The sequence below is a fragment of the Ruegeria sp. genome, from assembly GCF_965199275.1.
Lineage (GTDB): Bacteria > Pseudomonadota > Alphaproteobacteria > Rhodobacterales > Rhodobacteraceae > Ruegeria.
Genome location: NZ_CBDAQX010000015.1, coordinates 129706 through 143422 on the forward strand (window position 1 = coordinate 129706; position 13717 = coordinate 143422).

Sequence of the window (13717 nt, forward strand, 5' to 3'; positions counted from 1 at the left end):
CTACTTTTGAACTTGGGAATTCGTACATCAATTACATCATGGCTGGCTATGTCAGAATAGCCTCGCCGAATATAATGTTCAATAATTCTATATTTTGCGCACTCCCGTGAATTTGCTATTCTACTCTCCTCTCTGCCTGCCTCATGTACCGAAAGACACCTTAACCACTGCCTATTGAAACTGCTCACAAAGTTGGTTCACCAAGGCTTCCGCATCTGACAGCGCCAGTTCACGCCCCTTGATTTTAAGCCGCAATTCACCAGATGCGACTTCTGCCCAAACTTCTCCTCCGCCTTTCAATGGTCTCTTTGCGAGGCGTTGAACTTCTGTGGGACGGCCGCCTCGGCTTTTGCTCTGAGACGCATCCGACGAGTCACTCATTGCTTTCTCAAGGATACCCCATTCGGCCTTTGCATCCAGCGGACCGACTCCTGCCAAAGCGTCGCGAAGCACCGCTTGCGCCCCACTTCGAATGGCCGATGCCAGCTTTAGACCCGCCTTCTCTGACAAGGCGACCGGGTGCTGGAGAAGATCGCCTAGGCTTTCATGAACCATTGCAAAGCTGCGGACCTTTGATCGCTTTGCTTTTGACGCAGCAGCGAACAGCACATCAACAGCCGCTTCGGTCGACGGGAAAACCCCCTGCCCTGCCGCCAGTACTGCTATGCGTCCTCTCTCATACGGCGTGAGATTGGCGCGCAGCTCGTTCTCTTCGACCATGGAGACATAGGCCCCCTGACCCGTCCCCGCGTTGCGAACAAAGGCTGGGATTTCGGCGAACCGAGGATCCGTGCCCGCCAGCCGTCGGAACGCTTCAAGCCGCCGAAATCCGGAAATCAGACCGAAGCCGTTCCCTTCGGGAGTCACCTCGATCGGTGTTCTCAGCCCATTGACGCGAAGGGATTCGAGGAGCTCTGCCATGGCTTCTTCATCTTCGACCATGCGGTCACGTCGGATGAAATCGGCGTCAATCTGGTCAAGTGGCAGCATCTGGGCCACCAACCCGGCCTCTTGTGCATCCCGCCACCGTGCAGCATCGCCCTGGTCCTGAGCCAGCGCAACGCGGTCTGTGACAGCAGCCATCCCCCCAAGCGATGCTGCCTCCGCTGCGACTTGGGCGATGGGTGGCGGAGCGGATTTGGTCTCAAACGGGCTGAGCGAGGGTTTCGCCGCGAAACCGGCCTCTAGTTGTTCAAGCGCCTCTGTATCTGGTGCAATCAGTCTTCTACGTTTAGCCATCTGCATGTCCTCCCATCTGCGCATCGCGCCACCAGCAACCGATCAGAACTTCTTTGAATTCGGCATAGGTTCTGTCGAAAGTCTCACGTCCGCGCACATATGTCTCGCGGTTGAAGTCGCGATAATCCGCTTCGTAAATGCCGTTCACTTGCTCACCCGCCTGCCCTACCAGCGCTGTATAGTCTTGCCTGTAGGCATTCATGAAATCCCCGAAATATGCCTGAATGACATTTGCCATATCGGTCTGCTGGCTCGCGTCAAACCGCGTGATGATCGCGCGTACTACATCCCATTCGAACTTCAGTTCGGGTAAACCCGCCGCACGTTGCGCTGCGTTCTCACCATCTTCGATACTGGCGAATGTCGTATAGAGCATATCGAAGAAACGACCGGTGGAATCGAATTCCAGGAACGAAGCCCCCAGCGGCACCAATAAAATGTCGGCCGCAGCCAACGCATTGATCGTTAGGTACCCAAGAGCAGGAGGCGTATCCAGGAAGACAACGTCATAGTCATTCAAAACGCCTTCATCCTGAAGGAAGTTCGTCAGACCGTCCCACAATGGCCAGCTTCTCAGGCCCATACGCCAGACGGGGATTTGGAACTCCGCCCAATACAAGTTCAGCTGCGCCCCGATCAGGTCGATGTTGGGCCAATGCGTTTTTTGAATCACGTCCTGAGGCGTGGTTTTCAAAGCTTCCTGCAGGGTTTCATCCAGAGGAATTTCCGGCTGAGCCGCAGCAGAACGCACCCGATTCTCCTCCTGCACCGCGCGGGCATAGTCTTTGGCGACCAAAGGGAATACGGTTTGCCACTCATCAGCAACCTGGCCTCCAAGTATTGATGTCATCGAACCTTGGCTATCAAGATCGATAACCAACACCTTATACCCATCTAGGGCTGCGGACATTGCCAGATGCGCCGCTGTGGATGTCTTGCCGACACCTCCCTTGAAATTGGCTACTGCCACGACCTTGGCCGGCAGGCCTTCGGGTCGGTAGGGCAGATATTCCTTGGTGCTTACACCTTCCGCCGCAAAGTGCTTGCGCAGCGTTAGTACATCTTCAAGGGTGAACCACTTGGAGCCCGCCTCACCTTCGCCTTGCGGTAAATCTGGGTTCGCTTTTAAAACACGGCGCAGATGTGCCGGTGCAACCGGAATCAGATATTTTGTTATTTCCCAAATTGAAAATCGGCGCAGTCGCTTTTCGCCATCCGGCGCATAGCCTCTACGGGCAAGGTCCTCGCGTCCTTTTGCACAGAAAGCCGCTGCTTTTGCGAATCGAGATGTGCCGATAGGATTGGGCAACTTCTTCGCTGCGATTTCCGGATCGAGGTTCAGATATGGGGGCAGGGGAGGTTGGTTGGTTTTACTCACTGTCGATGCCTCAGAAAATGTTCGTCTTTGCGACGTATATCGGGAAATGTAGCGAACATTATTGGAGATGACTATCCTCTTCCGGTGTTTTTTCCACAGTTGATTACAGCAAGAGGCGGTTTCGTGGCGAAACTAAACATAGTGAAAGGAAATCAGCACAAAAAACGTTTTATTTTTTTTAGATGTTTTAGAATCTTTACCGTGGAAGAACGTAATAAAAACAATGTAATAGATATACTTGAGTATCCAAATACGGTTCCAAAAGAACCATTTTACGGGATCATGGGTATCCGTTTACAGGACATCAGGGGCCAATGATCAGGAAGTAGGGGACTGATTCTCGGGATACTCAAAATCCTTGGAAAAGAGACACTAATTCGACGGTTTTTCTCGCGACTGGCCGAGGCCGAAGTAGGGTTCGGACTCGGATTGAATCAATTTCTGTGGATAACTTACGTGCGTGATTCTTAAGGTACCTGAATACGGGATTGCCTTCATCCCGTGTTTGGGTACCCAAAAACTATTGAAGCAAAGGTACCTTTTGTGTCAGGCTTTTGCAAAATGAGCAGCCGGGCAGAATCATGCCGGATACACAATTGAACATGGATCAGCTTTCGGGCGCTTTGCGTCGAGAGACTGTTAAGAAGAATGTCGCAGCGATACACATCAGCGGCAAACTTTCTCTGCTGCAGAGAAAGCTTTCGAATGTTTTGTTGATGAACGCCTATGATGCACTGACGACCGCGCAGACCCACACGATTGATGCGCGGACGCTTGCTATGATGGTCGGGTACAATTCAAACGACTTTGACACTCTGCGTGCCAGCCTGCGGGCATTGGCGGAAACAGTCGCGGAATGGGACATGCTGGATGAGCAGGGGCGCCAGGAATGGGGCGTCTCATCCCTGCTGAGTTTTGCCAAACTGAAAGGGGGAGTTTGCGAGTATTCATACTCACCCGCGCTGGCGCAAAAACTGTACGATCCGAAGATCTATGCGCTGATCAACGTGCAGATTCAGCGAAATTTCAGTTCCGGGCATGGGCTTGCTTTGTATGAAAACTGCTACCGATTTGTGCGGACAGGGTCGACTGGTTGGTGGCCCCTGGACGTGTTCCGAAAGCTCATGGGTGTTGATGGCAGTGATTATTACGCCAGTTTCAAACACCTCAACGCAAAGATCATCAAACCATCAGTCACGGAGGTGAACAAAAGCTCGGATATTTTGATCGAGCCCGAGTTTCAAAAGAAGGGTCGAACCGTCACTGACATTCGTTTTCTGATCAAAGGTAATCCGCAAAAAGCGATGTTCGAGATCGACGATAGTGATGGGGTGCGCAATCTCGCCGTGTACAAAACTCTGAGGAAGCAGGGTGTGTCAGATCGCTTAGCGCGGCAATGGATCGCGGAGCACGGCGAAGACTATGTCCAGAAGAAGCTCGATTACGTAAAAGGGCAGGGCGGTGTGAAATCGACTGTCGGATACTTGTCGGCTGCTCTGCGGGATGACTACGAGGATCCGAAGGACATTCCAACACCCGAGCCTAGTCCAGAAGCCATCGAGGCAGCGCGTAAACGGGTTGCGGAAAAAGCCTCAGAAGAAAAGGCATATGCTGCCCGAACAGCCGAAAGGCAGGCAAGGGCACGCAAGCTTGCCATCGTAGAAGACCTGGTTTCGCGGCGAAACCCTACACAGCGAGATGCAGACAAGCGGTTGTTCTTAGCAGGTTTGGACAATGATCTAGATCGAGAGCATTTTCGATCTCATGGCTGGCGTTCGGGCTTGAACGCCACAGCTATATTTGAATTTTGGGAGGACCTGGAGCCAGAAGCGTTCGCGGTTTGACGCTCTGTTGTGATGTTTTTTCTGAAAGAAAAGCTGACACCGAACTCGCGGCCAATGCCTTTAGTACTGCACGCAAGCGGAATTGAAAGTATCTGGACGTGAATTCAACTTTGCAGATCATGAGTACCACCTCGCTTCCTTCTGGTGTTGTTGTCACTGAAGTGATTATCTCGAACCCTAATTCTGTCGAGTGTGTCTTTTGATGATCCGGTGGTCCTGTCCCACGACCTCACTCATATGTTTCCCATGACCCTCTTGATTGGGGTTGGGCCGCCTAAGCCAATCAGCATATTTTCTTTGGCTTTGATACCTGTTGTGTCAATCGGCATTGAATAATGACCCCCCATCGGCGTCCAAATTTGACCCCCCTTGGAGCTAAGAGGGGCGTTGAGGGGGTCGTGTTTAGGTTGATTCAGGAGGGGGTGGACAGCAGGTCAAACCGAAAAGAGAGCGTAGCTCGACTGAAGGTTTGACCTGCTGTCTGTTTTGAATTTATTCCCCGATTTCGAGGTTAGTCGCGGTGGTTAATTCGCCAGCTTTCGTTCCCGGTTTCGATGATATCGCAATGGTGTGTCAGTCGATCCAGGAGAGCAGTGGTCATTTTGGCATCTGTGAACACACTCGGCCATTCAGCAAATGCGAGGTTGGTTGTTAGCAGAATAGACGTTCGCTCGTACAGTTTGCTGATGAGATGGAAGAGTAATCGTCCACCAGACTCTGCGAACGGCAGATAACCGAGTTCGTCTATAATCACGAGGTCGACGCGGATCAGCTGCTCGCTGAGCCGCCCGGCGTTGCCTTCGCGATGTTCAGCCTCCAGCTTGTTCGCGAGATCCACAGCGCTGAAGAACCTGACCCGCCGGCGGTTATTGACCGCGTGGCCCCCGATCGCTGTTGCGAGATGCGTTTTGCCCGATCCGGTTCCACCGACCAGCACGCCATTCCTGGCCTGGTCCATAAAATCGCCGTCATGAAGATTGCGCACGACTTCCTCGTTGACGGGGCTGACCGTGAAGTCGAACTCAGGTAAGGACTTGCAGACCGGGAACTTTGCGGCACCCATCTGATACCGGATCGAGCGCGCAGTCTTTTCGGCCAGTTCGGCCGTGAGGAGTTCGGCCACGACCTGTTGGGGCCGCCAGTTGTTTTTGGCTGCGGCCTGCATCACTTCGTCAAAGCAGTTGACGATGCCTGGCAACTTCAGTTGACGGGCAAGTTCGAGAATTTCCTTACGCAGTTGCATGGGAGCCTCCAAGCCTGTCATAGCGAGCGCAATCCGCGATCGGTGCCATTTTCAGCTGCAGGTGGGCAGGCGGCTCAATCGCCTTTGGCGGCGGGGGATTGGTGCGCCGAGAGACAATGTTCAGGATCGCATCGGCCTTGCGCAGGCCAGATTTTAGAGCTTCTTCGCAGGCAGCCTCGACCACATCAATGTCGTGCTGGTAAGCAGCGAAAAGAATATCGGCAAGTTGCCGGTCTCCGTCGGATGTGCCCCGCAGATGGGTCCAGATCTGCGTCATTGCCGGTGGTAGGTCCCAGTCACGGAACGGTGCTCCATTGCGCAGAGCGCCAGGCTTGCGCTTGAGGACGGGCACATAGTGCCAAGGGTTGAAGATCGTTTTTCCTCGGCCGAAGCACCGTTCGTGCTCTCCGACAATCTCACCGTCTTGGCGCAGGACAATCCGCGTGGCGTAGACCTGCAACTGGACCTGACGTCCAACAGCTCTTGCCTCAACGCTGTATTTGTTTCTTTCGAAGTTGATCAGGCAGGTTCGGCTCACGGCGACCGTCTTTTCACGGAACCCGACGAAGGGCTTCTGCAGATGCGTCAGCAGCGGCTTTTCCTGCTGGAACTCCTCCCAGACCGTCACCTCCAGGTTTTCCGGATGCCGCAGTTCTTTTGCGCGTTTGATCGCGTCTTTTTGCAGCCGGGCATTCAATTCATCGAAGTCGGCCACCTCCAGACGCGGTGTAAAACTATAGGCGCGGCTCTCCTTGACCAGATTCTCAACCTGACCCTTCTCCCAACCGGCCGCGCGCGTACAGGCGATCGGGTTCACCAGATGATGAGAACACATCCGGGAGAATGCCTTGTTGAACTTTCTTTCCTTGCCCGACAGGATCGCATCGACGGCGGTCGTCATGTTATCGTAGATCCCGTTGATGCAGCCTCCACCAAAGAATTTGAAGGCCTCGTCGTGGGCATCAAAGACCATCTCCTGCGTCTCGCGCGGATAGGCAATGGAGAATGGCATGCGGCTATGGCAAAGTTTGAAATGGGCAACCTTCACGGTCGTGAGTGCACCGTCCATCAAAACCGTCTCCACACTCCAGTCGAACTGGTACGCCTCCCCAGGATCAAAGATCAGCGGGATGAACGCCTGCGCCTGTTGTCGGCCGTGCGCAATGCGCCAATTCTTTGTGTAGCGTCGAACACTGTCATACCCGCCGCCAAAACCATCATCGGAGAGTTCCTTCCAGATTTTGGTCATCCGCTTGCGGTGTTTCTTCGGAAGCGCCTCGTTCTCCTCAAGCGTTTCATCCAGACGCGCGCGCCAAGGCCCGAGCACCGGGTATGGCTGCGATTTGCGCTCATATTTGAACTCCGTCACTCCCGATCGGATTATCTTTCGAACCGTTGCACGGCTCAAATTGAGCGAACGGCAAATTTCCTTGATGCTCTTTTTTTCGATCAGGTGTAAGCGACGCACTTTTCTAATAGTTTCCACGCAAATCATCCCGCTTGCCTCTCCATCGACTGCTCAATGAAAAGGATGTCTACAACCATAGGGAGGGGTCAAATTTGGACGCCGATTTCCCCGCTTAGGGGGTCAAAATTGCACGCTTTTCTACATACCTGTTGTGTTCGCTCCGCTAATATCGACACAAACTGTCGCGCAAGATCATTGCGTTCAATCAATTGAGCGACGAGTTCTTGAGCGGCAGGTTTGTTCCGACGCTCTGAATGCATGAAACCCAGCGTATTGCCGTGTTTATCCATAGCTCTGTAGAGAGTGATCCTCGCACCATTCACGCTTTTAAGCTTCATCCACCCGCGAGGAGCGGTCACTCGGTCCCGAACGTTTGCGCGCAACGTCGGCGATTTCACTAGCATGTTTTATCACCCGCCGGTTAAGCGTAGTGCGTTTCACTACAACGCTAGGCTAAGACATAATCTGTTTGAGATAATGGTACGGCACGCCGTATCGGATACAGAAAGAGACAGAAAATAGGATCAATCCTCGTGGATACTTCGCAACTTCGAAGGAAGTTATGAGTTGGCTTTCGACGAAGTGGGACCGAGGACCACCACGTGCCAAACCAAAGCACGTCAAAATCCAGAACTTTGCAACAAAGCCTCAGAAATGGTCGAAATTGGGAACTCTGTTGCAATAAGCAAAAATGATAAAAAAGTATCATTATTTTGTTGATTAAACAAATTTCTTACATTCGTAAGTTCTGTTGCGAAGTTCCTTGCTGAGTGCAGGTATCGCGATTTCCCCGCGGGTTAAGCAGCGAATTCTGCGAGTTGTAGAAACGGACAAATTCTCGGCGTTAACAGACTTTTGTGGATCATCTACTACACTTCTATCCCTGCAAGAGTTGAGAGTGCAGATGCAAAAGGCTTGAAGCCGAGCTACGTGCGAGTTCGTTTATAGTTGGAACGATGGTCCTATTCTATGATGTTGTTTAGAGCTTTCCGCCTGAACATCTCTATCGGAATGGTGCAACCAAAGCCTCTGAGTATTTTGTTCATCGCCTCGATTCCAGCTGACTTAGTTCTGCTTGTATCGAAAATACTCTTTCGCAGTGGGCCGGTCACTTAAAGCATCCATGCAATCAGTTTTGTGGCGGCTGGCTAGTTCGCCGTTTGGAGAGCATGAAATCCAGAGTTTTGACGTGTTTAAGGAATTCCAGCACCGATCGAGTTTACATGCGCTGCTTCTCACTGCGCTCGAACGCGCATGATCATTTTCTGGACGTCTGATTGAGTGATTCGGTTGTACCTGAAGCTGTCCAGAGGTCCTGCCTCAAGGGCTGGCTGAAACCAGAACACAGGTTCAGAACGCGTAGCGCATCCCGAATTCGGTGTAGTTTTGACTCAGTGTAAGATCTGCCTTTCGGCTATCGCGGATGACACGTTCTGCGTTGGGCAGATCGTTGGTTTTCGTGCGTTTCAGCGCGGTTTCCGGGTCAAATCCGTGCTTAATCCAGCGCTGCTGCAATCTGCTTTCAAGTTCTTCCAAAGTGGGGCTGACAAAAACCGTTAGGGCGAAAACATCCTCCAACATCCTCCACGGGTCGCTTTTCATCAAAAGGTAGTTTCCTTCCACAACCACGATCGGAGTTTCAGGATGAACCGCAATCGCATTGGCGATGGCCAGGTCCATTTGGCGGTCGAACATGGGATGAAAGGATTCATGTCGCGCGGATTGCAGCGCCTTAATTGCCTTGCAAAACCCAAAAGCATCGAAGGTTTCTGGTGCGCCTTTTTTTGCCCGCAAACCGCGCGTCTCCAATACGCGATTGTCCAAATGGTAACCATCCATCGGCACAAGAGTGGCTGAAGGAACCGCCGAGCTCTTTTGCGCGTTCAGCGATTGCACAACGGCTTCCGCTAAGGTCGACTTTCCGGATGCAGGGGGGCCGGCGATTGCAACAATCGTCCGAACCCCAACCTGCCTCCGGGAGGAGATCAGGTCGCAAACTTGCTTTGCATCCTGCTTGATCACGCGGCGTCCTCTTTTGGAGGTTCCTTGGCGCCGGTCATGAAGGCCACCGCATCGGACATCGTGTAGTCCTTGGGGTCGATCGTGCAAAGGCGTTTACCCAACCGGTGCACATGGATGCGATCGGCGACTTCGAAGACATGCGGCATGTTGTGGCTAATCAGGATGATCGGAATGCCACGCGCCCTTACGTCCTGGATCAGCTCAAGCACCTTGCGGCTTTCCTTGACGCCCAAAGCCGCCGTCGGTTCGTCCATGATGATGAACTTGGTCGCAAAGGCAGCTGCGCGCGCAACGGCAACGCCTTGGCGCTGGCCGCCGGACAACGTCTCGACCGCCTGATTGATTGACTGCACGGTCATCAGCCCAAGCTCAGTCAGTTTTTCGCGGGCGAACTTCTCCATCGCAGGCCGATCTAGCTGACGCATGTATTTGCCCATGAAACCCTGTTTGCGAATCTCGCGCCCCATGAACATGTTGTCTGCAATCGACAGGGCAGGGGACATGGCAAGCTGCTGATAGACGATCTCGATCCCCATGTTCCGGGCATCAATCGGCGAGGTGAAGTTGACCTTTTTGCCTTCGATGAGGATCTCGCCGTCGTCCGGGATCGTGGCGCCGCAGATCGCCTTGACGATGGACGACTTGCCTGCGCCGTTGTCTCCGATCACCGCAAGGATTTCGCCTTGCCGCAGTTCAAAATCGGAATGGTCAATGGCGGTAACGTGGCCATAGCGCTTCACGATCCCGCGGCCTTGGACGACTGGAGTTGTGTCTGACATTAGCCCGATACCTTTCTGATCCACTGGTCGACTGCGACGGCTGCGATGATGAGAAGTCCGATAAGCAGGAAGGTCCACTGCGCGTCCGCGCCCAGGAGCCTGAGCCCCAGAGTAAAGACGCCGACGATCAGAGCCCCGAACAAGGACCCCAGAATGGAGCCTCGTCCGCCGAACAATGAGATACCGCCAATCACAACCGCAGTGATGCTTTCGATGTTGGCCAATTGACCGGATGTTGGTGAAACCGACCCGATGCGCCCGATCAACGCCCAGCCCGCAAAGGCGCAGATCAGACCGGACAACATATAAACGGACATCAGCGTTTTGTGCACGTTTACACCAGATAGCTCTGCGGCCTCGGGGTCGTCCCCCACCGCATAGACATGCCGGCCCCAGGCCGTGTGCTTGAGCGCGTAAGCCAGCACGAAAATCAGAACGAGCATGAAAATCACGCCGACCGTGAAGGTCGCGCCACCGACGCTGAATTTTGTGCCAAAGAATTGCAGGAACGGGGCGTTGGCCTCTATGTCCTGACTGCGAATTGTTTCGTTTGCGGAATACAGGAAGTTTGTCGCGAGAACGATCTGCCACATGCCGAGCGTGACAATAAATGGCGGCAGTTTTACGCGACTGACCAGCCATCCATTTAGAGCCCCGATCAGGGTCCCCATGGCCAGCCCGCACATCACCGCAATGGGCACAGGGATGCCGTAGCGGAACGTGAACTGACCCATTATGACGGAAGAAAACACCATGATCGCACCGACGCTTAGGTCGATGCCGGCAGTCAAAATGACAAGACTTTGTGCGGCGGCCACGATGCCGACGATCTGAACCTGCTGTAGGATCAGCGTCATCGCAAAGGGTGAGAAGAACTTTGAGCCCAGCAGAAGGCCGAAAATTACGATCGCGCCAACCAGAACGATCAAAGGCACAAAGGATGGATTGACGTGGAGAAGATGCTGCAACTTCCCCAGAACACCACGCCGGTGATCTTCAAACTCCGCAACGGTTTCTGACGCGTTGGCGGCGGTTTCGAATTCCTGGGCGTTTTGGTTTGCTTCAGACATTTCTCCCCCTTTTCGTGGCTGGCATCGCGTCCACGAAATCAGTGTACAGGAAGTTTCGGTTTGCTGGTGAAAGGATTGATGAGGCGCTGCTGCGCGCCTCACCTATAGAGCTGTCTTTAGCCCCAGCAGAGATCCAGGCCTTCTGCGACCGACAGCGACTCAACCCCATCAACCGGCTGGTCGGTGATGAGTGCCACGCCCGTGTCATAGAAGTCTTTGCCGGGTGTGTTTTCGGGCTTCACACCCTCTTCGGCCCATTTCTTTACGGCCTCAACACCAAGCGAGGCCATCAACAGCGGGTACTGCTGGCTTGTCGCACCGATCACACCGGCTTCGACGTTTTGGACACCGGGGCATCCGCCGTCAACCGAAACGATCAACACATCGTTTTCACGCCCGATGGATTTCAGCGCCTCATATGCGCCTGCAGCGGCTGGTTCGTTGATCGTGTGAACAACGTTGATGGATGGATCTTTGGCCAGAAGGTTTTCCATCGCGCGGCGGCCGCCTTCTTCGTTGCCGTCGGTCACGTCACTGCCTACCAGACGCGCATCGGTTTCGTCGCCGATGACATTCGGGTCAGCCAGTTCCACACCGAAACCGTCGAGGAAACCCTGATTGCGCAGAACGTCCACTGTCGGCTGACTGACGTTCAGATCCAGCGTCGCGATCTTGGCATCGGCTGCGGCATCGCCCATCTTGGCCTTTGCCCATTGACCGATCAGCAGACCAGCCTTGTAGTTGTCTGTCGCGAATGTCGCGTCCGCTGAGTCAATCGGGCTCAGCGGTGTATCTAGAGCAATGACCAGAACTCCCGCATCCCGGGCCTGTTTGACCGCAGGAACGATAGAGCTGGTGTCGGATGCCGTCAGCAGAATGCCTTTTGCGCCATCGAGAATGCAGGTCTCAATAGCCTGGACCTGAGTTTCATGGTCGCCATCAACCTTGCCGGCAAACGCCTTGAGCGTCATGCCCAGCTCTTCTGCCTTGGCGGTCGCACCTTCCTTCATCTTGACAAAGAAGGGGTTGGTATCGGTCTTTGTAATCAGGCAGACGGTTTCCCCGGCAGCCTGCGCAGATGCTGCAGCCAACGTAAGCGCTGTGGCGGATGCGGCAATCTTAAATAGATTTCTCATTTAGTCTCCTCCCAGAAAATTGTTGTTGCCCCGCGCGAATTAGCGACAAGGCGCGCCTCCATCCTCCAATGAAGGTCCTGCTCAAGAAACCGTGATTCTAGCCTCGGTGTCAATAAATAAATAAAGTTTATTTATTAATTTGACTGCGCATCTTTTCATAAGAAAACAAGGTGTTTATGTTTAGGGTAATGGAAAAAGAGGCGCTGAAAATACTAACCGGCGGGGTAAGCCAAAGCGGTGTTCGTGATCACAACGAACGCCTGATTCTGACGGTTTTACAACGGCATGGACCTGCCGCCGGGGCCGATGTCGCTCGGCTGACGGGCCTTTCCCCGCAGACCGTGTCGATCATTCTGCGTAAGCTCGCAAAGGACGAGATTCTCAAACGTGGGACGCCGTTGAAGGGCAAAGTTGGGAAACCTTCGATCCCTATGGAACTCAATCCCGAAGGTATCCTGTCGGTGGGAATGAAGATTGGTCGCCGCAGCGCTGATCTTCTTTTGATCGACTTTACCGGTAAGCCGCGCCAACAGCTCTCGACGACTTATGACTACCCGCTGCCCGAAGCTGTGTTCGGGTTCTTGGAGGAAGGATTGCAAGAGCTTCTGGCCAATGAGCCCCAGAAGCTTCGCGACCGTGTATGCGGGATCGGGATCGGTACGCCGTTCGAGCTGTGGAAGTGGCACGACCTGTCTGGGCTTGCGGCTCAGAAATTCAAATCCTGGAGAAACGTGAACTTTTTTTCCGAAGTGGCCAAGTTCAGCGACCTGCCGGTTTTTGTGGTCAATGACGCGACGGCCGCGTGTCACGCCGAACATCTCTATGGCCGCGGGGCCGAGTACCGAGACTACTTTTTTTTCTTCATCGGCTCAATGATTGGCGGAGGCGTTGCCCTGAATGGCACCGTATTCGAGGGCAACCAAGGCAATGCCGGTGCCTTGGGCGCGATGCGGACAACGGGTCCTTTGGGTGAAAGCCAGCAACTGATTGACACCGCATCTCTGTTTCTGCTCGAGGACAGGCTGATCGAAGCGGGTATTGATCCTGTAATTTTGTGGAAAAAGCCGCAGGATTGGAGCAGCATTTCTCGCTATGTCGAACCCTGGATCGGCACCACGGCGCAGGAACTGGCCAAGGCTGCGCTGTCTATTTGCGCGGTCATAGACTTTGAGGCGATTTTCATCGACGGCGCGTTCCCACCTGAAATACGGGAAGAGCTGGTCTCACGAGTTCGTCGTTACCTGGCCAACCAAGACAAACGTGGTTTGATTCCTCCGGTTGTTGAAGCTGCAGCTGTTGGAGAAAACGCCCGCGGTATTGGAGCGGCAAGCAGCCCAATTTTCCGCCAGTTTCTATTGAACACCAATGCCGGGCTTTCTGGGATGTAGCCACCCTCGAACAGGCACCTCCCAGCCGCACCAACGCGACTTGTCCCAACACTACGACAAAGCGCTTACGCGTGTTCTTTAAGTGTTGTGACGAAATTCAAATAACGTCCAAAAAATAGCCAGATTGCACTTTTTTTAACTTTTTTGTTG

At 53.6% G+C, this 13717-nt stretch carries 11 protein-coding genes; 2 read left to right on the plus strand and 9 right to left on the minus strand.

Annotation, left to right across the window (positions count from 1 at the left end):
* Positions 1 to 171: 171 nt before the first annotated feature.
* Positions 172 to 1239 (minus strand): ParB/RepB/Spo0J family partition protein, encoded by a 1068-nt coding sequence (locus tag ACOERD_RS11900; RefSeq protein ID WP_170641176.1) that lies wholly within the window; start codon positions 1237 to 1239, stop codon positions 172 to 174.
* Positions 1232 to 2617, minus strand: coding sequence for an AAA family ATPase (locus tag ACOERD_RS11905; protein WP_170641174.1), 1386 nt, complete (start codon positions 2615 to 2617; stop codon positions 1232 to 1234). The genes ACOERD_RS11900 and ACOERD_RS11905 overlap by 8 nt, the downstream gene beginning before the upstream one ends.
* A 581-nt stretch (positions 2618 to 3198) precedes the next feature.
* Between ACOERD_RS11905 and ACOERD_RS11910 the strand changes: the two genes are divergently transcribed.
* Complete coding sequence (locus ACOERD_RS11910; protein WP_419739157.1) at positions 3199 to 4461, plus strand: replication initiation protein; 1263 nt, start codon at positions 3199 to 3201, stop codon at positions 4459 to 4461.
* Between the two features lie 511 nt (positions 4462 to 4972).
* Here the strand turns inward: ACOERD_RS11910 and istB are convergent.
* From istB to ACOERD_RS11945, 7 genes are all read right to left on the minus strand, one after another.
* Positions 4973 to 5704 carry an IS21-like element helper ATPase IstB gene (gene istB, locus ACOERD_RS11915; RefSeq protein ID WP_419737606.1) on the minus strand — a complete coding sequence of 244 codons (732 nt, stop codon included), beginning with the start codon at positions 5702 to 5704 and terminating at the stop codon, positions 4973 to 4975.
* Entirely contained in the window at positions 5691 to 7199 is a 1509-nt protein-coding gene (gene istA / locus ACOERD_RS11920) for an IS21 family transposase (protein WP_419737605.1), read from the minus strand. Before istA ends, istB begins: the two co-directional genes overlap by 14 nt.
* A gap of 59 nt (positions 7200 to 7258) precedes the next feature.
* Positions 7259 to 7576 (minus strand): DDE-type integrase/transposase/recombinase, encoded by a 318-nt coding sequence (locus ACOERD_RS11925; protein ID WP_419739158.1) that lies wholly within the window; start codon positions 7574 to 7576, stop codon positions 7259 to 7261.
* A 946-nt stretch (positions 7577 to 8522) separates the two neighbouring features.
* Complete coding sequence (locus tag ACOERD_RS11930; RefSeq protein ID WP_419739159.1) at positions 8523 to 9194, minus strand: nucleoside triphosphate hydrolase; 672 nt, start codon at positions 9192 to 9194, stop codon at positions 8523 to 8525.
* A complete protein-coding gene (locus ACOERD_RS11935; protein ID WP_419739160.1) occupies positions 9191 to 9973 on the minus strand; it encodes an ATP-binding cassette domain-containing protein in 783 nt (260 codons plus the stop codon). Before ACOERD_RS11935 ends, ACOERD_RS11930 begins: the two co-directional genes overlap by 4 nt.
* Positions 9973 to 11043 (minus strand): ABC transporter permease, encoded by a 1071-nt coding sequence (locus tag ACOERD_RS11940; RefSeq protein ID WP_170474861.1) that lies wholly within the window; start codon positions 11041 to 11043, stop codon positions 9973 to 9975. The genes ACOERD_RS11935 and ACOERD_RS11940 overlap by 1 nt, the downstream gene beginning before the upstream one ends.
* A gap of 116 nt (positions 11044 to 11159) precedes the next feature.
* A complete protein-coding gene (locus ACOERD_RS11945; RefSeq protein ID WP_170661339.1) occupies positions 11160 to 12179 on the minus strand; it encodes a sugar ABC transporter substrate-binding protein in 1020 nt (339 codons plus the stop codon).
* A gap of 188 nt (positions 12180 to 12367) precedes the next feature.
* Between ACOERD_RS11945 and ACOERD_RS11950 the strand changes: the two genes are divergently transcribed.
* Complete coding sequence (locus ACOERD_RS11950; protein WP_419739161.1) at positions 12368 to 13567, plus strand: ROK family transcriptional regulator; 1200 nt, start codon at positions 12368 to 12370, stop codon at positions 13565 to 13567.
* The last annotated feature ends 150 nt before the right edge of the window (positions 13568 to 13717 follow it).

Coding starts and splice junctions, on each gene's coding strand:
- ACOERD_RS11910 (WP_419739157.1), top strand. CDS start 3,199: ATGCCGGATACACAATTGAACATGGATCAGCTTTCGGGCGCTTTGCGT.
- ACOERD_RS11925 (WP_419739158.1), bottom strand. CDS start 7,576: ATGCTAGTGAAATCGCCGACGTTGCGCGCAAACGTTCGGGACCGAGTG.
- ACOERD_RS11945 (WP_170661339.1), bottom strand. CDS start 12,179: ATGAGAAATCTATTTAAGATTGCCGCATCCGCCACAGCGCTTACGTTG.
- istA (WP_419737605.1), bottom strand. CDS start 7,199: ATGATTTGCGTGGAAACTATTAGAAAAGTGCGTCGCTTACACCTGATC.
- ACOERD_RS11950 (WP_419739161.1), top strand. CDS start 12,368: ATGGAAAAAGAGGCGCTGAAAATACTAACCGGCGGGGTAAGCCAAAGC.
- ACOERD_RS11935 (WP_419739160.1), bottom strand. CDS start 9,973: ATGTCAGACACAACTCCAGTCGTCCAAGGCCGCGGGATCGTGAAGCGC.
- istB (WP_419737606.1), bottom strand. CDS start 5,704: ATGCAACTGCGTAAGGAAATTCTCGAACTTGCCCGTCAACTGAAGTTG.
- ACOERD_RS11900 (WP_170641176.1), bottom strand. CDS start 1,239: ATGGCTAAACGTAGAAGACTGATTGCACCAGATACAGAGGCGCTTGAA.
- ACOERD_RS11940 (WP_170474861.1), bottom strand. CDS start 11,043: ATGTCTGAAGCAAACCAAAACGCCCAGGAATTCGAAACCGCCGCCAAC.